The sequence below is a fragment of the Novosphingobium sp. ERN07 genome (genome assembly GCF_012641335.1).
In the GTDB taxonomy this organism is placed as follows: domain Bacteria; phylum Pseudomonadota; class Alphaproteobacteria; order Sphingomonadales; family Sphingomonadaceae; genus Novosphingobium.
Window position 1 is genome coordinate 21,262 of record NZ_JABAID010000013.1, and the last position, 22,513, is coordinate 43,774.

Below are 22,513 nucleotides of genomic sequence, written 5' to 3' on the forward strand. Positions count from 1 at the left end.
GTCGCAGGTAACGCATGGTTGATTGCACCAAAGCAATTCGCCGCATTGTAATTGTGCAGCGCACGCCGTAGCGAAAGCGGGATGCCGTTGTTCAACCAGACTGCGCTGGTACTGATCGGAGTGCTTCTTGCCGCGTGGACGGTGGGGGCGGGATGGTTCGTGCTCGATGCCCGCCGCCGTGCGCGCAAGGGTGAAGCGGTCCAGCGGCAGGCGCGCAAACTGGCGCGGATGGTTGATGAATCGCCCGCGTTGCCGCTGCTGGTACGGGCCGATGGCCGGATCGAAGGCCCTGCGCGGCTGGCCGGATGGTTCGGTTTCGATACCATGCCGGGCTACCTGTCCGAACTCGATGCCGAAGGGCGCGGCTTTGATGAGGTGCAGCTTTCATGGCTGAGCGATGCGGTGCGCAAGGCGCAGAAGACCGGCGCGCCGTTCCGCATGGCGCTGACGCCGAAATGCGGTACGCGCAGTCTTGCCGCGCACGGCCACCTTGCCGATCCGCAGGTATCGCCGGGCGGGTCGGCGCTGGTGTGGTTCTTTGATTTTTCGGAAAGTCAGGAAGAACTCGTCCGCCTTCGCGAGGAGACGCAAGGGGCCAAGGCCGATTTTGCAGGGCTGGCCGGGCTGATTGAAGCGGCCCCGCTCCCGATGTGGTTCCGCGGTGCGGACCTGCGGCTGCGCCTGGTCAACAGCGCCTATGTAAAAGCGGTCGGCGCGGTGAGCGCGGATGCCGTGATTGCGCAAGGCATCGAGTTGATCGAACCGATCGAAGGTCTTAGCGCCGCACAAGTGGCCCGGCAGGCACAGGCGCGGCGCGTGCCGGTGGAGCGCTCGGTCCTTGCCACGATCAAGGGGCAGCGCCGCGCGGTTCGCGTAACCGATCTGCCGCTGGGCGATGATGGCATTGCCGGATACGCGGTCGATATCGAGGAAATGGAAGAGCTGATCCGCCAGTTCCGCCGCTTCCGGGAAGCTCAGCGCGAAATGCTCGACACGCTGTCGGCCGGGATCGCGCAGTTCGACGAGAAGCGAAACCTCGTTTTTGCCAACCAGCCTTTCCTGCGCATCTTCGGCGTGCCGCAGGCGTGGGTGGTCGATACGCCGCCGTTCGACCGTGTGATCGACCGGATGCGCGATGCGGGGCGACTACCTGAAGTGCGCGATTTCCCGGAATGGCGGCGCGAGAGGCAGGCGTGGTTCCTGTCGCGCGTGCCGGTTGAGGAATCGTGGCACCTTTCGGGCGGTACGCATTTGCGCGTGGTGGGTCAGCCCATGCCCGATGGCGGTTTGTTGATGATCTTCGAAGATCGCACCGAACAGTTGCAGTTGTCCGCCACGCGCGACACGCTGCTGCGCACGCGCACCGCCACGTTCGACAATCTGTTCGAATCGCTCGCCGTCTTCGCGCCCGATGGAAAGCTGCAACTGTGGAACCGGCGCTTTGCCGCCGACTGGGCGCTGGAGGAGGAGTTTCTTTCCACACATCCGCGCGCCGATGTGCTGCTGGGGCGCATCGCATCGCAGCTTAAGCGACCCGCCCAGATTGGCACCATCGCGCAGGTGATTCAGGCCGCTACGCTTGAGCGTAAGCAGCGCGCCGGGCGGCTGACGCTGGCGGACGGGCGGCATCTTGCGCTGGCTGGCGTTCCGCTGCCCGATGGCAACGGGATGCTCACCGTTCTCGATATTACCGACAGCCAGAAGGCAGAAGCCGCCCTGCGCGAACGCAATGCCGCGCTGGTCGAGGCTGATGCTGTAAAGACGCGCTTCATCGCCAACATGAGTTATGAATTCCGCACGCCGCTCACCTCCATCGGCGGCTTTGCTGAACTTCTGCAAAGCGGCATCGCGGGCGATCTGACCGACCAGCAGAACGAATATGTCGCCGCCATTCTCGCTTCGGTAGAGCGGCTGGGCGAGCAGATCGAGAACGTGCTGGACCTGTCGCAAAGCGAGGCAGGCACGCTGCCACTGGCGCAGGAGCCGGTCGAGGTGTTCCCTCTGCTGACAGAAGTGGTGACGGAACGCGCCGAACGTATATCCGCCGCAGGGCTGACGCTCGATCTGCGGGGCGACAAGTCTGCCGGAACGGTAACGGGCGATGCCCGCCGTCTGCGCCGCGCCTTCGGGCAACTGCTGGACAATGCCATTGCGGCTACGTCTGAAGGCGGGCGCATTCTGGTCGAGGCCGCGCGCAAGAAGGGGGGGCACTTGCAGGTCGTGGTGTCAGATAACGGGCGTGGCATGGAACCTGCCGTGCTGGCGCGGGCGCTGGAAGGCTTGAAAGTCAGCCCGGATGGCAAAGCGGTAGAGCGGCGGCAGGGCCTGGGATTGCCCTTGGTGCGCCAACTCGTCGAAGCGCATGGCGGCACGCTGGAACTGCTGTCCGAACCGGGCCTTGGCACCAGCGCGATTGTGGTTCTGCCATGATCGTTGATCTGCCTGATCTTGCGGCATCCGAAGCTTTCGCGCAGCGCATCGCCGCAGCCTTGCGCAGTGGGGATGTTGTGGCGCTTTCGGGCGGTTTAGGTGCAGGCAAGACCACGCTTGCACGCGGCGTAATCGCGTCGCTTGGCCATGAAGGCGAAGTGCCCAGCCCCAGTTTTGCGATCATCGAAGTCTACGATCCGCCTGCCGTGCGCATTCCGCTGGTCCATGCCGACTTCTATCGCTTGGAAGATCCGGCCGAAGTCGAAGAGATCGGTCTGGACGATTATCGACACGGTGCGGCCCTTCTGGCGGAATGGCCTGAGCACGCAGGCGGCTTCGCGCACGAGGCGGGCTGCCTTTCCATTATGCTGGAATCCACGGAAAAGGGCAGGCGGGCCATTGTAACTGCCGGACCCGATTGGCTAGAGCGAGGCGCATGGATCTGACCATTCCTCCGGGTGCCGAAACCTTCCTCACGCAGGCAGGTTGGGGCGGTGCCGTGATCGAACCTTTGCCGGGGGACGCATCGTTCCGCCGCTATTTCCGCATCCGCCGTTCCAATGGCAACGCGATGCTGATGCACGCGCCGCCGCCCACGGAAGACCCGCAGCCTTTCCTGCGCGCGGCGAAGTGGCTTGATGCCAATGGCTTGCGTGCGCCTCTGATTCTTGCCGAAGATGCGGAGCAGGGCTTTGTCCTGCTGGAGGATTTCGGTGACGTGCGGATGCGCGAATACCTCGATGCTTGGCCGCAGGACGAGGATGAGGTTTACCGCAACGCCATCGACGCGCTGGTGCAATTGCGCAAGCTGCCGCCGGGGCCGTTCACCGGCTACACGCTGGCCGAATATCAGCGCGAAGCGCAACTTTTTATAGACTGGTATGTACCCACGCGCGGCCTCTACGTTGATAGCCGCGCATGGTCGAACGCCTGGGAAGAGGTGATTTCACAACTTCTGCCGCGCCAGCGCCCCGGTGTTACCGTGCTGCGCGATTATCATGCCGAAAACGTGATGCTGCTGGGCGGGCTGGAAAAGCAGGGCCTGCTTGATTTTCAGGACGCGCTGGCTGGGCACCCTGCCTATGATCTCGTCTCGCTGCTGCAGGATGCCCGGCGTGATGTTTCGCCGCAGCTCGAAGCGCAGATGCTGGATTATTACATGCAGAAAACGGGCGAGGGCGATGATTTCCTTGCCGACTACGCCCGCCTTGGCGCGCAGCGCAATGCCAAGATCGTAGGTATTTTCGTGCGACTGTGGAAGCGGGACGGCAAGCCGCGCTACCTTGATTACATCCCGCGCGTTTGGGCCTTGCTGGAGCGCGATCTTGCGCATCCGGCGCTCGGCCCTGTGGCACGGTGGTTTGACGAACATATCCCGGCGGACCTGCGCGCTGCGGGCGGAGGCAAGTTCGAGGTATGACGAAAGTGCTTGCCAGCGATGTGGCCATGGTCCTGTCCGCAGGCCTTGGCAAACGGATGCGCCCGCTTACCGCATCACGGCCAAAGCCGTTGGTGCAGGTGGCCGGAAAGCTGCTGATCGATCATGCGCTGGACAAGCTGAGCAAAGCCGGGGTGGCGCGAGCTGTTGTCAACGTCCACTATCTTGCCGATGCAATGGAGGCTTACCTCGCCAAACGGCAGGTTCCCGCCATCACCATTTCGGACGAACGCTCCGCTTTGCTGGAAACCGGCGGAGGCATGGTAAAGGCGCTGCCGCTGATCGGCAGCGATCCGTTTTTCTGCCTCAATTCCGATAACATCTGGCTGGATGGGCCGCGCAATGTATTCGCGCACCTTTCAGATCATTGGAACGCTGAAAGGATGGATGCGCTGTTGCTGCTGGTGCCGCACGCCCGCGCATACAACTATCGCGGTAAGGGCGATTTCCACATGGATGCACTGGGGCGCATCTCGCGCCGCCGGTCTGGGCGTGTCGCGCCGTTCATCTACAGCGGCATCCAGATCGTATCGCACCGACTGCTGCGCGATGCGCCCGGAGGCGCGTTCGGCACGATGACTTTGTGGCAGCGCGCGATGGATGAAGGGCGGCTCTATGGCCTCTCGCACCTTGGCCTGTGGTATGAAGTGGGCGAACCGCAGATGATCGCGCCGACCGAGGCAGCGCTGAAAAGCGATTGATGGGCATAAGCTCCATCCGTCCGCGCGTCTGGTCAATCGCGGCACACCGGGGTTTTGCCGATGCGCTGGTCGCGGGCTTGATCCCGCGATATCGCGAGGATCGCTTTGGGCTGGCCCGTCTTACGCTGCTTTTGCCAAGCCAGCGTGCGGTGCGCACCATTACCGAAGCGTTCGTGCGGGCGAGTGGCGCGGGCCTGTTGCTGCCGCGCATGGCCGTGGTTGGCGATCTCGATCTGGACGAGACGCTGGGCCCGCTGCTCGATCCCATTGGGGCAGGGGCCGACATTCCCGCGGCAGTCGATCCCACATTCCGCCTGCTGCGCCTTGCCGCGCTGCTGCGCAATGAACTGGGCGATGAGGCACCCGGCGAAGCGGCGCTGATCCGGCAGGCCAAGGGCATGGCGCAAGGCATTGACCGGCTGCTGGTCGAAGGTGTGCGCGTGGAAGACATGCTGGACGAAAGCGTCGTCGGCGTGGCGGCGGAACTTTCGGGTCACTGGCAGGATGCCACGCGGCTGTTCGCCACGATCTTTGCCAGATGGCAGCTTGAACTGTTGGCGTTGGGCAAGGTCGATGCGCCGGAACGCCGCAATCGCCTGCTCGATCATGCGGCGCAAAGCTGGAGAGCCAGCCCTCCTGTCCACCCGGTGATCGCGGCTGGTGTGACGTCAGCCTCGCCCGCTGTGGCGCGATTGCTGCGGGTGGTGGCCGATATGCCCGATGGCGGGGTGATCCTGCCCGATCTCGATCTGGCGCTGGACCCTATGGTGTGGGATGCACTTGGCTCGGCTGGCGGCCCCGATGGCGCGGTGTTCGAACGCGGCGATGTGGTTACCCATCCGCAATATCACCTGAAGCTGCTGCTCAATCGCATGGGCGTGGCGCGTGACGAGGTGGAGCCTTGGCACCGTTCAGGCCTTTCGCCCGCGCCGCCCGAACGCAGCCGCGCGATTTCGAACCTGTTCCTGCCGCCCGAAGCGAGCGTGGCATGGGTCTCGCTCGAAGCAAAGGATCGCCGACTGTCAGGCGTGCGCGTGATGGAAAGCGCACACCCGGAAGAGGAAGCGCAGGCCATCGCCGTTTTGGTGCGCGAGGCGCTGGCCGAACCTGAACGCCGCGTGGCCGTGATCACGCCGGATCGCAGCCTTGCGGCGCGTGTCGTCGCGCATCTGGCGCGCTGGAACGTGGTGGCCGACGATACCGCAGGGCGCCCGCTGCCGCAGACAGCCGCCGGACGTGTCCTGCTGGAACTGGCAGAGCTTGTGGCCGAACGCGCTGCGCCGGTGCCGTTGCTGGCCCTGCTTGGCCACCCGCTGGTGCAGCCGGGAGAGGCGCGCGCGGCGTGGCTTGAGCGGGTGCGCCAGCTTGACTTGGTGTTGCGCGGGCCAAGGCCGGGACCGGGCCTTCCCGCGATCCGTCAGCGCATTGATGAGAACGAGCGCCGATATCCCGGCCTTGCCGCTTGGTGGTCTGGCGTGGAAGACCTGCTTTTCCCCGTCGTGGCGCTTGAAGGTGAAGTAACGCTGGATGCGGCGTTAATCGCCCTGTCCGAAGCAGGCGAAGCATTGTGCGGCACAGGCCTGTGGGCGCAAGCCGATGGCCGCTGCCTTTCGCAGTTCGTCGAACGCTGGCGGGAAGCTGCCACTGCCGCTCCCACACTCCTTGCCTGCGAGGAACTGCCGGCGCAGCTGCGCGATGCGATGGAGGACGTTTCGGTGCGCCCGCCCTATGGCGGTCACCCGCGCCTTGCCATTTACGGCCTGCTCGAAGCGCGGATGAGCCGCGCCGATCTGGTGATCTGCGGCGGGTTGACCGAGGGGACATGGCCCGGCAACCCCACGCCCGATCCCATGCTCGCCCCGCCGGTGCTGCGCGCGCTGGGCATTCCCGGGGCGGATTTCCGCATTGGGCTCTCTGCACACGATCTGGCCGCCGCCCTTGGCGCGCCCGAAGTGGTGCTGAGCCACGCTCTGCGCGATGCAAGCGGCCCGGTGATCCCGTCGCGCTTCCTGCTGCGTATCCACGCCATGCTGGGCGAACAATTGCGCCATGAAACCCGCGCGGTGCAGCTTGCTCAAACGCTGTCGAACCCGCCACCGGTTGCGCCGCATCCCCGCCCGCATCCCATGCCCAGCGTCGAACAGCGCAAAGTGGAGATCGCTGTCACTGCGCTGGACCGTCTGCGCGGCGATCCGTACCAGTTCTATGCCTCGGCCATTCTCGGCTTGCGCAGTCTGGATCCGGTCGATGCCGATCCCACGCCCGCGTGGAAGGGCGATGCGGTCCACAAGATTCTTCAGGACTGGCACGAGGCTGGCGGGTTGCCCGGCCAACTCGTGCCTTTGGCGGAACAGCGGTTCGACGAAATGAGCGCGCACCCCTTCATGCGCGCCATGTGGAAACCACGCCTGATCGACGCGCTGCACTGGATTGAGGAAGAAACTGACCGCCTTGCGGGTGAGGGGCGCGAGGTCTTCGCCATCGAGAAGCGGGGTGAGATGCGGATCGACGGCATCCGCATTCACGGCAGGGCTGACCGTATCGACAAGCTGGCCGATGGCACGCTGGCGGTGGTCGACTACAAAACCGGCAAGCCGCCTTCGGGCCGCATGGTACAGGAAGGCTATGCGCTCCAGCTTGGACTGATCGGCATGATCGCGGCACAGGGCGGCATGGATGGTGTGAACGGCCAAACATCGCGCTTCGAATACTGGTCGCTCGGCCGCAATAAGGATCGCGGCTTCGGCTTCATGGAAACGCCGGTGCTCGAAGGCCGCAAGAAGTCGGGCATCCCGCTCGATGATTTTCTGCCCGAAACCGAACGATATTTGCGTGAAGCCATCGCACGTTGGCTGCTTGGAAACGAGCCTTTCACCGCGCGGCTCAATCCCGATCTGCCGGGCTATGCCGACTACGACCAGTTGATGCGCCTCGACGAATGGCAGGGCCGCGAAGGCGAGGGTGAGGTATGAGCAAGGTCTATCCGCTCAGGGACAATCAGGCCCAAGCCGTCCACCCGCAGCGCACCGTCTGGCTCTCGGCCTCGGCGGGCACCGGCAAGACGCAGGTGCTCTCCGCTCGCGTGCTGCGCCTGCTGTTGCAGGATGGGGTGGAGCCTGAACAGATACTCTGCCTGACTTTCACCAAGGCAGGCGCGGCGGAAATGGCCACGCGCGTCAACGAAGTGCTGGCGGGCTGGGTGCGCCTGCCGGAGATCGAACTGGCCGCGCAACTGAAAGCCATCGGCGCACCATTCGGCCCCGAAACCGTGGCCCGCGCCCGCAGCCGCTTTGCCGCCGTGCTGGATTGTCCGGGCGGCGGCTTGCGGATCGAAACGATCCACGCCTTCTGCCAGTGGCTGCTCGCCTCCTTCCCGGTCGAAGCAGGCTTGCGGCCCGGCACGCGCGCAATGGAAGACCGTGATCGCGCGCTGCTGGTGCGCCAGGTGCTGGCCGAAATGCTGGTGACGGCGCAGCAACACGGCGACGAAGCCCTGATCGATAACCTCGCCACGCTTTCACGCCGGATGAGCGAGGATCAGGTCGAAGCGTTCCTGCTGCGCTGCGCCAGCGCGCTCGATCTGTGGCAGGGCAATGGTGCATGGCAACCGCCGCTGCGCCCGCGCATCAACCGCGTGATCGGGCTAGGTGAGAATGATGGGCCGGAGAGCCTCGCCGCGATGTGCGCCGACGATGCGTTTGATGCGCCCGCGCTGCGCTCCTGCATGGAAGTCCTGCTCGACTGGAACACCGCCAATGGTGCGAAGATGGCAGGCCCGATTGCCGAATGGCTGGCCGCTGCGCCAGAAGATCGCGCGCGCGATATCGAAGTTCTCGCCGCTGCTTTGTGCAACAAGGATGGCGAGCCAAAATGGCTCAAGAACTTGTTGAAGATCGATGGTTCCTACGCCGACGCCGCCGAGCGCGTCATCACCTGCATAGAGGTCGTGCGCGCGCGCAAGGCGCAGCTTGATCTGGCCGACCTGCTCGACACCGCGCTCAGCGTCGGTCGCCGCTTCGCGCTCGCATGGGATGCGGCCAAGGCGCGCGAAGGTTTCATCGATTTCGACGACCAGATACGCACCGCCGCCGAACTGCTGACCAAGCGCGCCAGTGCAGACTGGATACGCTTCAAGCTCGACCGCCGTTTCGACCACATCCTTGTCGATGAAGCGCAGGATACCAATGCCTCGCAGTGGGAAATAGTGCTCGAAGGGCTGGTGTCAGACTTCTTCACTGGCGAAGGCCAGCGCGGCCCTGCGGTGCGCACCCTGTTCGTGGTGGGCGATTACAAGCAGGCGATCTTCGGCTTTCAGGGCACCAGCCCCGAAAACTTTGCCCGCGCCAGCCACAAGGTGCGTGCCCAATTGGCCGATGTGGCCGATATCCTGCGCGATCCCAACCGCGAACTACTGGAACTCGGCCTTGGCCAGTCGTTCCGCACCGCGCGCCCGATCCTCGATTTCGTCGATGCGGCCATCGATCACATCGGCTGGGACCGGCTTGGTCTGGAAAGCAAGCCCGAACGCCATGTCGGGCTGGATATTCCCGGCACGGTCGGCCTCTGGCGCGTGGTAGGTGACGATGCTGCCGAGGACGAGGATGCTGGCGAGAGCGCAGGCGATGAAGGCGCGGAAAGCTGGCTTTCCCGCCCTGATCGCAAGCTGGCCGATCAGATCGCGCTACAGGTCAAAGGCTGGATCGACAGCGGTTTTCCGTTGAGCAAAGGCGGGCCGAAGAACGCTGGTCCCGGCGATGTGATGGTGCTTGTCCGCAAGCGCAAGGAACTGGCCGGATTGATCGTGGCGCGCCTTCATGCTCGCGGTGTGCCTGTCGCAGGTGTCGACAGGTTGCGTTTAGGTGCGCCTCTGGCGGTAAAGGATCTGGTCGCGGCGCTGCGCTTTGCCGCGCAGCCGCTGGACGATCTCAACCTTGCGGCCCTGCTGGTTTCGCCACTGATCGGATGGTCGCAGGAAGAGCTGTTGGAACATGGCTACCGCACGCCCGATCAGGTGAAGGGCAGGGTGCGGTTGTGGGAACTGCTGCGGCGAAGCACGCATCCGTTGGTTGCGGAAACCCTGGAGAAACTTGGCAGTCTGTTGCGCCGCGCCGACTACGAACCGCCGCAAGCGCTGCTGCACTGGCTGCTGGTCGGCCCGTGGGATGGCCGTGCGCGGCTCGTTGCACGGCTGGGGCGTGAAGCGAACGATCCGATCGACGAATTGCTCAATGCCGCAATGGCCTATGCCAGCGCGAACGTGCCAAGCCTTGTCGGCTTCCTGCAATGGTTCGATGCGGGCGAAGGCGAATTGAAGCGCGAGGCGGGCAAGGCTGAAGGGCTGGTGCGGGTGATGACCGTGCACGGGTCAAAAGGTCTGCAAGCGCCGATCGTCATCCTTGCGGATGCGGCGGATGATCCTGACGCTTCGCCACCGCGCGGCCTTCAATTGGTCGAGGATGTCCTTGGCCATCAGCGCAAGGTTCCGCTTCCGCCCCTGCGCAAGGAAGAGAAGGCGCCCGCCGTGCTTGATGCCGAGGCTGAAATCGCGCGGACAGAGCGCGAGGAACACTGGCGTCTGCTCTATGTAGCGATGACCCGTGCCGAGGAAGCCCTGTTCATCGCAGGCGCAAAGGGCAAAAAGCGCAGGAAGAGCGGTGGCGAATTGCCCGAAGACAGTTGGTACGCACAGCTTGAACCCCTTTTCGACGAAGACTGGCGCGACGATGCGCTGTGGGGCGGCATCCGGCAGATCGGCGGGCCGCCACCGTTCGGTGCTGCCCGGCTGGAGCCAGTGGCCGCCTCGCGCATGGCCTTGCCGGAGGTGCTGCTTACGCCAGTTGGCGCCGAGCCACGCCCACCACGTCCGCTGGCACCATCGTCGTTGCGAGAAGACGATGCGCCCGATCCGCCCGCGCCGCCGGGGCCGCACGCTATGCTGGCGGCACGGCGTGGCACGCTCATGCACCGGTTGATCGAACGCTTGCCTGAACTCACGCCGGAACAGCGGCGCGATGCCGGTCTGGCATGGCTGGCGCGAACGGACGATGCGTTCGATGCTGCTGATCACGCCAGCATGGTCGATTCAGCCCTGGCCGTGCTGTCGCACCCCGGCTGGGCCGACGTATTCGGCGCGGAATCGCTGGCCGAAGTGCCGCTAGCTGCCGTGGTGGGCGGGCGCGTAGTCAGCGGCACGGTGGACCGGCTGGTGATCGGCGCAGACCGCATCCGCATTGTCGATTTCAAGACGGCGCGGCGGCCGCCAGCCTCGTTGCGGGATGTTCCGGTAGCCTACGTCCGCCAGATGGCAGCCTATGTCGCGGCGCTGGAAGCGATCCATCCCGGCCTGCCGGTTGAGGCGGCGCTGCTTTATACCCACACCCCGGAATTGTTCGTGCTGCCGGGCGATGTGGTCGCTGCGCAAAAGCTGCGCCTTGCAGGGGTTCAGGAATCCTTGTCCGGCTGATCGGTTGCACCGCGACGCGCAGTGCCTAGATTGCATTCAACCAAACAGGAGTTCATCGAAATGTCGACCAAGGCCGTAACCGACGCCACTTTTGCCAGCGAAGTTCTCGGCAGCAGCAAGCCCGTGCTCGTCGATTTCTGGGCAGACTGGTGCGGCCCGTGCAAGATGATCGCGCCCGCGCTTGAAGAAATCTCGGAAGAACTGGCCGACAAGGTGGAAATCGCCAAGGTCGACATCATGGAAAACACCGACACTGCCAGCCAGTTCGGCGTGCAGTCGATCCCGCTGATGATCCTGTTCAAGGATGGCAAGCCGGTGGCGCAGAAGCTGGGCGCAGCGCCCAAGAGCCAACTCAAGGGCTGGCTGGAAAGCGTTCTCTGATCACTGCCGTTGGGGCACACTTTGCGCCCCCGCGAAAGCGGGGGCCTCGGTGTTTTTACGGAACGAATCGTCAGAAATCAGGCCGGTTCAGCCTCACGCACGGGCTGCACGGCTTCGCTGACCGCAGCCAGAAATTCGTCTGTCGCGCGATCCCAATTGTAGCGCGCGCCTTGCACCGCAGCGCCGATGCGGTCGCAGCGCAAAGCCTTCTGGATGGCCAGCGCAAGATCGTCGTCCAGCGCACCGATCCGCATCGGCAAATCGCCACGCGGGCCGTAGCCGGACTTGCCGATCACATCGAGCGGGCCGGGAACGGCGAACGCCGCAACCGGTAGCCCACAAGCCAGCGCTTCGATCATGACCAGCCCGAAGGTGTCCGTGCGGCTGGGGAAAACAAACACATCTGCGGCGGCATAGGCGCTGGCCAGATCCTCGCCATGCATCGCGCCGACGAACTGAACGTGCGGATAAGCAGCTTTCAGACGTGCCAGATCCGGCCCGTTGCCAACAACCACCTTGGTTCCGGGTACTTCGGCATCGAGAAACGCGGTCAGGTTCTTTTCAATCGCCACGCGCCCGACATTGAGCATGATGGGGCGGGGCAGGTCTGCCAGCGCGGGAAGCGGTTCGTGGCCCGGGCGGAACAGCGCGCGGTCGATTCCGCGTGTCCACAGGCGCGTGTGGCCAATGCCCTGTGCGGCCAGTTCGCCCGCCAGCGTTGGCGTTGACACCAGAACCGCGCGGCTCGCCCCGTGGAACCTGCGCATCAGCGGCCAGAAGTGGTCTGCGCTAAGGCCGGTGCGGACGGCGGCGTATTCAGGAAACCGGGTGTGAAAGGCGCTGGTAAAGGGCACGCCATTGGCCTTGCACCAACTGCGCGCGCTCCAGCCAATCGGGCCTTCGGTGGCGATGTGAACAACGTCGGGGCGGAAATCGGCCAGCGTGCGGCGCGTGCCAAAGCGCGGTGCCATCGCCAGTCGGATTTCGCTGTAACCGGGCAGGGGCAGGGTGCGGAACTGGCCCGGCGTGATCAGTTCAACCTCGTGCCCGCGTGACGTGAGCCGGTCTACCGTGGCAGAAAGCGTGCGGACCACGCCATTGACTTGCGGATGCCAGGCATCGGTACAGATCGCGATTCTCATGCCACTTCCTCCTCAAGCGCGGGAATGGGTTTGAGCGCGGCCTTTACCGCTGCCGCGCGGCGGGTTTCGTCCGCCCAGTCAAGAATGCTGATCTGGCCCATCTGATCTTCGACCAGCGCCGTGCAGCTTTCCACCCAGTCACCGTCGTTGTAATAAGTGATATCGCCGATCTGGCGGATTTCGGCGCAGTGGATGTGCCCACAAACCACGCCTTCCACACCCATGTCCCGCGCGGCGTGGGCCACGGCTTCCTCAAAATCGCAGACGAACTGGACTGCGTTCTTCACCCGCTTCTTCAGATAGGATGACAGCGACCAGTACGGCATCTTGAACTGGCGGCGGATCATGTTGACCCACACATTCGCCCGCAGCAGCACCGAATAGGCCTTGTCGCCAAGAAACGCGAGCCAGCGGGCATAGAGCACCACGCCATCGAACCCGTCGCCATGCGTCACCAGCAGGCGGCGACCATCGGCGGTTTCATGGATCGTATCGAGCGCCAGTTCCACACCGCCAAAGCTCATGCCAGCGTAAGGGCGCAGCATTTCGTCATGATTGCCCGCGATCAGGATGACGCGCGTTCCGCGATGCGCCATCTTCAGGATGCGGCGGACCACTTCGTTGTGCGCATCGGGCCAGTACCAGCCCTTGCTCAGCCGCCAGCCATCCACGATGTCGCCGACCAGATAGAGCGTTTCGCATTCGATGGCCGAAAGGAAGTCCAGCAGCATCGTGGCATTGCAGCCGCGCGTGCCGAGATGGAGGTCGGAAATCCACACGGTTCGGTATTTCCGCTTCGGGCGGAAGCCGCGCGGCTCTGGCAGGTCGAGCCATGCCGGAATCGAGGAAACCAGGTCTGCTGCGGATTTGAACGGGGTCTTGCCGTCATGCTTGGCATTGGTAGCCATGAGCGCACCTCTTTCGATGTGAGCCTCATTTGACGGATTCGCATTGCGCCTGTGTGGCACTGTGTAACCTCGATGAAACAAGTGTAGAACGAATGGTGACGTCCTATGGTGACGCGCAAGATTTCAGGCGCTAGAGAATCACGCGATGCTCACCAGCCTTTCGATCCGCAATGTCGTGCTCATCGAAGCGCTAGACCTATCGTTCGCCGGTGGGCTGGGCGTGCTCACGGGTGAAACCGGCGCGGGCAAATCGATCCTGCTCGATGCGTTGGGTTTGGTGCTGGGGGATCGGGCCGACAGCGGTCTGGTGCGGGCTGGTGAAGATCAGGCAAGCGTTGTCGCCACTTTCGAGTTTGACCGCCTGCCAGATGCGATTCGCTACGCTTTGGCCGAGGCTGAGGTGGATGTGGAGCCGGGCGAACCGCTCATCGTGAAGCGCCGCCTGAAGGCTGATGGCGGTTCCAAAGCTTTCGTCAACGATCAGCCGGTTGGCGTGGCCCTTCTGCGCGAACTGGCGCGCAGCCTTGTCGAACTGCATGGCCAGCACGATGATCGCGGTCTGGTAAACGCCCGCGGCCACCGCGCCTTGCTGGATCGCTATGCCGGCGCCGATGTCGCTGGCGTAGAGGCGGCGTGGACCAAATGGCGCAAGGCCGAAGACGCGCTCGAAACGGCGCAATCCCGCGTGGCGAGGGCGGCGGAGGAGCAGGATCTGCTGTTCGCACACCTTGCCGAACTCAACGCACTCCAGCCTGTCATCGGTGAGGAAGATGACCTCGCCGGCCAGCGCGCCGATATGCAGAAGGGCGAACGCCTTTCGGGTGATCTGGTGGAACTGCAACGCCTGTGGGAAGGTTCGGATTCGGCGCTTGCCACCTTACGCAGCGCTGCGCGCAGGCTGGACCGGATTGCGGGCGAGCATCCGATGCTGGCCGAAGCGCTGGAATCGCTTGACCGCGCAGTGATCGAAGCGGGTGAGGCCGAGGACAAGCTTGCGCGCGCTGCTGAAGCACTGGCCCACGATCCGTCGCTGCTGGACCGTATCGAAACACGCCTGTTCGACTTGCGCGCCGCGGCCCGTAAACACGGCTGCACGGTAGACGAACTGCCGCACAAGATGCACGAAATGCGCGCCGCGCTCGATGCCATCGAAGGCGGCGAAGCGCAGATTGCAGGCCTTGAACGCGCTGCGCGCGAAGCCGCGCTCGATTATCAGGCCAAAGCTGAAACGCTCTCTGTCACGCGGGCCGAAGCCGCGCGCAGGCTCGACAAGGCGGTGGCCGCCGAACTTGCGCCTCTCAAACTCGATGCCGCCAAGTTCCACACCGCCGTTTTGCGTCTGCCGGAAGATCGCTGGGGCGCGGGCGGGATCGATGCGGTGGAGTTTCTCATCTCCACCAACCCCGGCGCGGAGTTCGCCCCGCTCGGCAAGATCGCTTCGGGCGGCGAACTTTCCCGCTTCATCCTCGCGCTCAAGGTCGCGCTGGCGGAAGAGGGCGGGGCCGCCACGATCATCTTCGACGAAATCGATCGCGGCGTTGGCGGCGCGGTCGCCAGCGCCATCGGTGATCGTCTGTCGCGCCTTGCCAGCAACGGACAACTGCTTGCTGTCACGCACAGCCCGCAAGTGGCCGCGCGCGGGGACCGGCACTATATGATTGCCAAATCCTCTGAAGGCACCGTCACGCGCACCTCTGTCGGCCTGCTCGATGCCGCAGCCCGCAAGGAAGAAATCGCGCGGATGCTTTCGGGCGCGGAGGTCACGGCAGAAGCGCGCGCGCAGGCAGACCGCCTGCTGGAAAAGGCGTGATGTTCGCCCGCCGCACGGTGCTTGTCGGCGCAGGTGCCGCGCTTCTCGTTTCAAGAAAAGGTCTGGCGATGGAAGAGATCGAACCCGAAAACGTCTACGCCATCATCGGCCAGATGATGTCTGGCCCCGGCAAGCGCGAGGAACTGATCACCTATCTGGGCGAAGGGTCGAAGGACATGCCCGGCAACCTCGCCTACCAGATCTGGCGCGATAAGGGCGACGAGAACAGCGTGTGGATCACCGAAGTATGGCGCGATGAAGCCTCGCACAAAGCGAGCCTAGCCCTGCCACAAGTGCAGGAAGCCATCCGCAAGGCCCGCCCGATCATAGCGGGGTTTGGGGCGAGGGCTGAGGTGGAGCGGGCAGGTAGCGGCCAGTGAGCCTCAGAATGCCCTCTGGTAACACTATCAGGGCGGCACTTGACACGATCGCTATGCCATTTGTTGCCCTGGCTTGGGGTGCCAGTTCGCTTGGCTGCCTCGCCTGGTCCTTGGCCCTGCTCTTTTTTGCCGGATCTGCCGTAAAGGCACTTTTCGTAGCCACGTCATTCCCCGATGCAGCTTGGGTTCTGGGTTGGAGCATTATTGCGTTGCCAGTGGGTTGGTGGAACTTCGGACGGTTCATGAGGTACTTTGGCGGAGAGTCTGACCGTTGGCGTGGGTTGGCATGGGTAACCGTAAACTCTGCACTACTAGTGTTGACTAATCCATTTCTTTGGGGGTTTTGACGTGTCTGTCTACTTTCCGCATATTCTGCTTTCGGACGTTGTGTGAGCGATGGCATCTGAAACCACCGAGGCCGATGCTGCCAACGAACTCATGCGGCTGGCCAAACAGATCGCTAAGCATAACCGGCTCTACCACGCCGAGGATTCGCCCGAAATCTCGGACGCGGAGTATGATGCGCTCGTCCGCCGCAATGCAGAGCTTGAAGCCGCCTATCCGCACCTGATCCGGCCTGACAGCCCGAGCGCGCAGGTCGGCCATGAGGTGGCTTCCTCGCCCTTGCGCAAGGTGGCGCACGAGGTTCGGATGATGAGCCTCGACAACGCCTTTACCGACGAGGAAGTTGAAGAGTTCGTGGCGCGCGTCCGGCGCTTTCTGGCGCTGCCGGATGATGCCGAAGTGGTGATGACCGCCGAGGACAAGATTGATGGCCTGTCCTGCTCGCTACGCTACGAAAACGGCAAACTGGTTCGCGCCGCCACACGTGGGGACGGGCAGGTGGGCGAGGATGTGACGGCCAATGTGGCGCACATTGTTGATATTCCGCAGGAACTGAAGGGCGAGGGCCTGTTCGATATCCCCGCCGTGTTCGAAATTCGCGGCGAGGTCTACATGGCCAAGGAAGACTTCCTCGCGCTCAACGCCCGGCAGGCCGAAAGCGGCGACAAAATCTTTGCCAACCCGCGCAACGCCGCTGCCGGATCGCTGCGCCAGAAGGATGCCAGCGTCACCGCAAGCCGCCCCTTGCGCTTCCTCGCCCACGGTTGGGGCGCGGCGAGCGAAGTTCCGGCCAGCACCCAGTACAAGATGATGCGCAAGATCGCGGATTGGGGCGTGCCTGTCTCTCCGCTGCTGGTGCGGTGCAATTCTGCGGCAGAAATGGTCGCGCACTATCGCAGCATCGGCGCGCAGCGCGCCGATCTGCCCTATGATATCGATGGCGTGGTCTACAAGGTCGACCGGCTCGATTGGCAGGACCGCCTCGGCTTCGTCGCCAAGGCCCCGCGCTGGGGCATCGCGCACAAGTTTCCCGCCGAACGCGCTGAAACCACGCTCGAAGCCATCGATATTCAGGTGGGCCGCACCGGCAAGTTGACGCCTGTGGGACGCCTCAAGCCGGTGTTGGTCGGCGGCGTCACCGTCACCAACGTCACCTTGCACAACCGCGACGAAATCGGCCGCCTCGGCGTGCGCGTGGGAGACCGCATCGTGCTCCAGCGCGCGGGCGACGTGATCCCGCAAGTGGTCGAGAACCTGACGCGCGATGAGACGCGCGAACCCTACCACTTCCCCGATCATTGCCCTGAATGCCGGTCCGAAGCTGTTGCCGAAGAGGGCGAAGTCGATGTGCGCTGCACTGGCGGCTTGATCTGCCCGGCCCAGCGCGTCGAACGCCTTAAGCACTTCGTTAGCCGCGCTGCCCTAGATATCGAAGGGCTGGGCGAGAAGACGATTATCGAGTTCTTCCAGCTTGGCTGGCTGGAAAGCCCCGCCGACATTTTCCGCCTGCGCAAGCGCCGCAGCGATATCGTCGGGCGCGAAGGCTGGAAGGACAAATCTGTGGACAACCTGTTGGCAGCCATCGAAGCAAAGCGCGAACCCGACGCTGCGCGGCTACTATTCGGTCTGGGAATCCGCCATGTCGGTGCGGTGACAGCACGCGACCTGCTCAAGCGGTTCGTCACGCTGCCAGCGCTTCGACATGCAGCAGAACTGGCCCATTCCTCCCCGGAACGGGGAGGGGGACCAGCGAAGCTGGTGGAGGGGCCGGAGAGTTCGCAAACCTCTAAAGACGAACTTCTCTCCATCGATGGCGTCGGCCCGGTCGTGGTCGAGGCGCTGGGCGATTTCTTCCACGAACCGCACAACATCGCTGTCTGGGAAGACCTGCTCTCCGAAGTCTCCCCGCCGCCCTACGTCGTGGAAACCAAAGACAGCGCCGTTGCGGGCAAGACCATCGTCTTCACCGGCAAGCTCGAAACCATGAGCCGGGATGAAGCAAAGGCGCAGGCCGAAGCACTGGGCGCACGCGCGGCTGGTTCCGTCTCTGCAAAAACCGATCTGGTCGTGGCCGGGCCTGGCGCGGGATCAAAGCTGAAACAGGCCGCAGCGCTCGGTATTGACGTGATCGATGAAGCCGCGTGGGCCGAAATCGTCAGGCAGGCGGGATAGGCTGATGCTTGCTGCGCTGGCCGATATAGCCGCAGAGGCGGGTGCCTTGCTCAAGGCGCGCAGGCAGACCATCGCGGTCGTCGACGGATCGACCGGTGGACTGATCTCTGCCAGCCTTCTCGCGATGCCCGGCGCGTCGGCATTCTATCTTGGCGGCGGGGTGATCTATACTCTCAAAGGGCGGCGGATCGTGCTCGATCATCCGCCCGGTTCCCTGCGGGGTTTTACCTCTGCCACTGAGGATTATGCCATCGCGCAGGCCCGCCTGATCCGCGAACGCTACGGCGCGGACTGGGGTATTGCCGAAACCGGTGCTTCGGGCGGCAGCGCCCATCCGCTTGGCGTGGCATCCGGCACCAGCGCGGTGGGATTGGCCGGCCCCGATGGAATTGCAGCGTCAACGCTGACCGTGACTGACAGTAACGACAGACTAGCAAACATGCAGAGCTTTACGCAGCGCGCGCTGGAGCTTTTGCGCGATGCGCTGGTCGCTCATTCTGGCAAGTAGTTCGGCTTCCGCTTTTCCAGAAATGCCTGCATTCCTTCGCGGAAATTTGGGCTGGCCGATGTCATCAGCTGGTTGCGGTTTTCGATGGCCATCGCGGCTTCAAGGCTGGGCGCATCAATGGCAAGGTTCAAGCCTTCCTTGGTCATCCGCAGCCCCATTGGCGATGCGGCAAGCAGGTCTTCGACATAGCTTTCGCCAGCAGCCTCAAGCTCTGCGTCAGGCACCACCTGCGAAACCAGTCCTGTCGCCAAGGCGCGGGGCGCATGGATAAAGCGGCCGGTCAGCATCAGTTCGCTCGCCACAGAAGTGCCGACAAGGCGCGGCAGGAAATAGCTGCATCCCATGTCGCAGGCAGAAAGGCCCAGCTTGATATAGGCGGCGTTCATCTTCGCACTTTCGCCTGCAACGCGGATGTCCGATGCCAGCACGAAGGAAAATCCGCCTCCGCAGGCCGCACCGTGAACAAGGCTTACGATCGGCTGCGGGCAGCGCCGCATCTTGATATAGACGTCCGCAAGCAAGCCCTGAAATCCGAACCCGCCCGCAAACGGCACTTCATCGCGGCTCCCTGCGCGCTCCTTGATATCCAGCCCCGCGCAGAACGCCTTGCCTGCGCCGCGCATCACCACCACGCGCGTATCGCGATCGTGGAACAGCTGGCCGAAATAGCCCGACAGTTCCTGCACCATCAGCAGCGAAATCGCGTTCAGCACATCCGGACGATTGAGCGTCAACCAGTCCGCAGCCCCGCGCTTTTCAATGGTGAAAGTTTGGTAGCCCATCCTGCATCTCCCGATTTAATCGAGTGATTAAGCAGGCGAGGCAGGTCGAGCAAACCATTTTCCTACACGGCCGCGAAAAGGCATGGTCTGTCGATGGAAAACGACCGTGCCCTCAATGTTTTGAACGCCATAAATGCGTCCGTGCAGGGCTTGGCCGTTTTCTCTCTGGACCGTGTAAACTGTGTAAACCTGTTCAGGCTTGCAAGCGTGAACCTGAACGGCTCACCACCGTTTCGACCACTCCGGCAACTGCCCAACGCGACTCGACCGAACGCGCCCACCCGCGCGGCGGCGCAGCCACAGGATCGACCAGTCGCCGCGCACCATCCGTGCAGCAAGACGCAGGCCAGCCTTGCGATAGGCGGCACGCACAGTGGCCTCCTGCGTTTCGAGCAGGCCTGCCAGCAGCACCGATCCACCGGGCACCACAGCGCGGGCGAACGCCGGGGCCAGTTCCACCAGCGGCCCGGCAAGGATGTTGGCGATCAGCAGATCGTATGGCCCGGCGGCTTCCAGCAATGGATGGTCCATGCCCGCCGCGATCACCATCGCCATGCGGCCCGATCCGTCGCCCAGCGGCACATCGTTGTTGGTGGCGTTTTCAGCCACCACCGGGCCGCACACCGAATCAATATCGCTGGCGATGGCGCGGGCGGTGGGCCACAGACGCAATCCGGCAAAGGCGAGCAGGCCGGTGCCCGTGCCGATATCGGCAAGGTTGCGCACGCGCACGCCCTGCTGTTTCATGTGGCTCAACATCGCGAGGCAACCGGCGGTCGTTGCGTGCTGGCCGGTGCCGAACGCTTGGCTCGCCGGGATCACGAAATCTCGCACGCCCGGTTGGGCAAGCGGCGGATACTCCGGCGTGTGAACGTGGAACACGCCCTCGCGGATCGGTTCGACGCCCTGCTGGCTGAGTGTTACCCAATCTTCGTCGGGCAACTTTTCGATGTTGAGCTTTGGCGCTGCGCCTTCGAACAGGTTCGCGATGGCTTTCTGGTCGGCCTTGGTCGGCTTGCGATCCAGCCAAGCTTCGAGCTGCCAGTCTTCCGGCTTGTCCTCGGCAATTTCGCTGCCCGCGATCACGATATCGTGGTCCCAGTCCCACGCATCCTCATGCGCGATGAGGGCGGCCTGAACAACATCGCGCGGGGCAAAGATTGTGACTTTCCAGCTCACTTTGCCAGCGCCTTTTCCAGACGGTCGCGCGCTCCGGCAGCAAGGTTCTTGCAAGCTGCCGGATCGGCGAGCGGTCGCTCACCGGTCATCCGCTCGAACATGGCGCTGGCGGACGGATGCGGGGTGAGGAGAATGCCGCATTCCAGCGCCTCGACTTGCGCGAAAGTGCTGCGGAACATGGCAACGCGATCAGGATGATCTGCAAAGCGGTAGGTGCCGAGCGGAAGCGCTGTCAGGCTGTCGATATAGGTCACCGTGCGGCAATCGGTGCCCTCGCAGGATTTCCAGTACCAGCTTGTCGACCCTTCGGTGTGGCCGGGCGTGGCGAAAGCGGTAAGCCGCAGCGGGCCGAGGCTCATGACATCGCCCGTGCGGATGATATGATCGACCCTTGCCTTGGGCGAACCGTGGATTTCCTGCGCCTGCGGATCGGCGGGGCTGACCTTGCCGGAGCGAATGACCTTCGCGGCTTCTGCGGTGGCGACGAACCTTGCGCCGGTGGCTTTTTGCAGCGCGGCGAGGCCGCCGACATGATCGAAGTGTTCGTGGCTCGATACGATCAGGCCAATATCCTTGGGATTGAAGCCCAGCTTGCGAACGTTGGCCAGAACCTGCGGCACGGCATCTTCCATGCCCGCATCGACCAGCACATGCTTTTCCGGGCCAGTCACCAGAAGCACGGAAACGGTACAGGTGCCGACATACCAAACGTTGCCGAAGATGCGCGCGGGCGGGGCCGGGTCGGAAAAACCGTCCTTGCCTTCGCACTGGCGGACGATTTCCTGTGCGGCCCGGGGATCGGCAGGGGCGGGCGCAGGGGCAGGCGATGTGGCTGTGGCGGCGGCCAGAGCGGCTAGGACAATGCTCATGAACCGACCGTCTAGGCACCCCGATCAATCAGTGCAACCGGCTGTCCTTTTTTACATCCCGCATACGCTTGCGTGGCCGGTCTTTTCGACTAATAGGACTTGGCAATCCTGTCGCGGACGTCCGCGACCGCTGTACCTAGTCGAGGGGGTATGTTCATGGCGCAGACGCGCAAGGCACGGCCGATTTCTCCGCATCTCCAGATTTGGCGCTGGGGACCGGCCATGCTGGTTTCGATCCTGCATCGCATCACCGGCAACGGTCTTGCGTTCGGGGGGCTGGGTCTGCTGCTGTGGTGGATCGGTGCGCTGGCAAGCGGGGCTGAGGCCTATCAGACGTTCCTCGATTGGGTGTGGCTGGGCACTGATGGCGGTTTGCAGACCGTAACGTCGCTCCTTGGTAAAGTGGTGCTGGTCGGCCTGACCTGGGCTTTCTTTCAGCACGCCGCTTCTGGCATCCGCCACCTGATCCTTGATATCGGTGCAGGTTACGAGCTGGAAACCAACGCCCGCTGGTCGAGCCTGACGATCGTCTTCTCGATCCTCCTCACCATCGCATTCTGGGCTTTCGTGCTGCTGCGCTGAGCGCCGGCACGGATCGCATAGCAAGAGAGGCTACCATCATGGGTAACGGCACCTCCATCGGTCGGGTTCGTGGGCTGGGTTCTTCCCACGAAGGCACGCATCACTGGCTCACCGCGCGGCTTACCGCTGTGGGCAACCTTGTCCTGATCACGTTCATCGTCGTCAGCCTCGCGCTGCTGCCGGACTACAGCTACGCCACGGTGCGTGGCTGGGTTGCGCGCCCGCTGCCGTCGATCGCGCTGATCCTGACGATGATCAACACCTTCACCCATGCCCGCATGGGCGTGCAGGTGATGCTTGAAGATTACGTCCACGAAGAAGGCGGCAAGATCGCGGCATGGCTGCTGGTCAATATCGTGCCCTTCGCGGCAGCCGCCTTTGGCATCCTTTCGGTTCTGCGCATTGCGCTCGGGGGCGCATAAG

Annotated in this window: 18 protein-coding genes; 13 read left to right on the forward strand and 5 right to left on the reverse strand. The window is 63.6% G+C overall.

The annotated features are described in order from the left end of the window. Positions 1–81 precede the first annotated feature (81 nt). Genes HGI47_RS15810 through trxA form a run of 7 tightly spaced genes read left to right on the forward strand, consistent with a single transcriptional unit; the run spans position 82 to position 11,413 of the window. The gene (locus tag HGI47_RS15810) at positions 82–2,430 is read left to right on the forward strand and encodes a PAS domain-containing sensor histidine kinase (RefSeq protein WP_168853801.1); all 2,349 of its coding nucleotides are present in this window, start codon (positions 82–84) and stop codon (positions 2,428–2,430) included. Further along, positions 2,427–2,876: a tRNA (adenosine(37)-N6)-threonylcarbamoyltransferase complex ATPase subunit type 1 TsaE gene (tsaE, locus tag HGI47_RS15815; protein WP_168853741.1), complete on the forward strand. Its 450-nt coding sequence runs from the start codon at positions 2,427–2,429 to the stop codon at positions 2,874–2,876. Before HGI47_RS15810 ends, tsaE begins: the two co-directional genes overlap by 4 nt. Further along, positions 2,867–3,850 (forward strand): aminoglycoside phosphotransferase family protein, encoded by a 984-nt coding sequence (locus tag HGI47_RS15820; protein ID WP_168853742.1) that lies wholly within the window; start codon positions 2,867–2,869, stop codon positions 3,848–3,850. The genes tsaE and HGI47_RS15820 overlap by 10 nt, the downstream gene beginning before the upstream one ends. After that, complete coding sequence (locus HGI47_RS15825) at positions 3,847–4,569, forward strand: nucleotidyltransferase family protein (protein ID WP_168853743.1); 723 nt, start codon at positions 3,847–3,849, stop codon at positions 4,567–4,569. The genes HGI47_RS15820 and HGI47_RS15825 overlap by 4 nt, the downstream gene beginning before the upstream one ends. Next, on the forward strand, positions 4,569–7,541 hold the full coding sequence (gene addB / locus HGI47_RS15830; RefSeq protein WP_168853744.1) for a double-strand break repair protein AddB: 2,973 nt from the start codon (positions 4,569–4,571) through the stop codon (positions 7,539–7,541). Before HGI47_RS15825 ends, addB begins: the two co-directional genes overlap by 1 nt. Beyond that, positions 7,538–11,032, forward strand: coding sequence for a double-strand break repair helicase AddA (gene addA, locus HGI47_RS15835; RefSeq protein ID WP_168853745.1), 3,495 nt, complete (start codon positions 7,538–7,540; stop codon positions 11,030–11,032). Before addB ends, addA begins: the two co-directional genes overlap by 4 nt. Before the next feature lie 60 nt (positions 11,033–11,092). After that, positions 11,093–11,413, forward strand: a complete 321-nt coding sequence (gene trxA / locus HGI47_RS15840; protein WP_168853746.1) for a thioredoxin — start codon at positions 11,093–11,095, stop codon at positions 11,411–11,413. A gap of 77 nt (positions 11,414–11,490) precedes the next feature. Here the strand turns inward: trxA and HGI47_RS15845 are convergent, their stop codons facing one another. Next, a complete protein-coding gene (locus tag HGI47_RS15845; protein ID WP_168853747.1) occupies positions 11,491–12,555 on the reverse strand; it encodes a glycosyltransferase family 1 protein in 1,065 nt (354 codons plus the stop codon). Then, the gene (locus tag HGI47_RS15850) at positions 12,552–13,463 is read right to left on the reverse strand and encodes a UDP-2,3-diacylglucosamine diphosphatase (protein WP_168853748.1); all 912 of its coding nucleotides are present in this window, start codon (positions 13,461–13,463) and stop codon (positions 12,552–12,554) included. Before HGI47_RS15850 ends, HGI47_RS15845 begins: the two co-directional genes overlap by 4 nt. A gap of 145 nt (positions 13,464–13,608) precedes the next feature. Here HGI47_RS15850 and recN point away from each other — a divergent pair, with 145 nt between their 5' ends. The 4 genes from recN (at position 13,609) to HGI47_RS15870 (ending at position 18,678) form a co-directional block, all read left to right on the forward strand. Further along, positions 13,609–15,273, forward strand: a complete 1,665-nt coding sequence (recN, locus tag HGI47_RS15855) for a DNA repair protein RecN (RefSeq protein ID WP_168853749.1) — start codon at positions 13,609–13,611, stop codon at positions 15,271–15,273. Then, a complete protein-coding gene (locus tag HGI47_RS15860) occupies positions 15,273–15,653 on the forward strand; it encodes a putative quinol monooxygenase (protein ID WP_168853802.1) in 381 nt (126 codons plus the stop codon). The genes recN and HGI47_RS15860 overlap by 1 nt, the downstream gene beginning before the upstream one ends. Before the next feature lie 396 nt (positions 15,654–16,049). Then, positions 16,050–18,170: an NAD-dependent DNA ligase LigA gene (ligA, locus tag HGI47_RS15865; protein ID WP_168853750.1), complete on the forward strand. Its 2,121-nt coding sequence runs from the start codon at positions 16,050–16,052 to the stop codon at positions 18,168–18,170. A 4-nt stretch (positions 18,171–18,174) separates the two neighbouring features. Beyond that, positions 18,175–18,678, forward strand: coding sequence for a CinA family protein (locus HGI47_RS15870; protein ID WP_168853751.1), 504 nt, complete (start codon positions 18,175–18,177; stop codon positions 18,676–18,678). On the opposite strand, the gene HGI47_RS15875 is transcribed toward HGI47_RS15870, so the two are convergent. From HGI47_RS15875 to bla, 3 genes are all read right to left on the reverse strand, one after another. Continuing rightward, positions 18,663–19,460, reverse strand: coding sequence for an enoyl-CoA hydratase/isomerase family protein (locus HGI47_RS15875; RefSeq protein WP_168853752.1), 798 nt, complete (start codon positions 19,458–19,460; stop codon positions 18,663–18,665). The two genes, HGI47_RS15870 and HGI47_RS15875, sit on opposite strands and share 16 nt — an antisense overlap. A 222-nt stretch (positions 19,461–19,682) precedes the next feature. Then, positions 19,683–20,639 (reverse strand): 50S ribosomal protein L11 methyltransferase, encoded by a 957-nt coding sequence (locus HGI47_RS15880; RefSeq protein WP_168853753.1) that lies wholly within the window; start codon positions 20,637–20,639, stop codon positions 19,683–19,685. Continuing rightward, positions 20,636–21,508, reverse strand: coding sequence for a subclass B3 metallo-beta-lactamase (gene bla / locus HGI47_RS15885; protein ID WP_168853754.1), 873 nt, complete (start codon positions 21,506–21,508; stop codon positions 20,636–20,638). Before bla ends, HGI47_RS15880 begins: the two co-directional genes overlap by 4 nt. A gap of 156 nt (positions 21,509–21,664) precedes the next feature. On the opposite strand from bla, the gene sdhC reads away from it, so the two are divergent. Together sdhC and sdhD are read left to right on the forward strand one after the other, a co-directional pair. Beyond that, on the forward strand, positions 21,665–22,090 hold the full coding sequence (sdhC, locus tag HGI47_RS15890; protein ID WP_168853755.1) for a succinate dehydrogenase, cytochrome b556 subunit: 426 nt from the start codon (positions 21,665–21,667) through the stop codon (positions 22,088–22,090). A gap of 38 nt (positions 22,091–22,128) precedes the next feature. Next, on the forward strand, positions 22,129–22,512 hold the full coding sequence (gene sdhD / locus HGI47_RS15895) for a succinate dehydrogenase, hydrophobic membrane anchor protein (protein ID WP_168853756.1): 384 nt from the start codon (positions 22,129–22,131) through the stop codon (positions 22,510–22,512). Position 22,513: the final 1 nt, after the last annotated feature.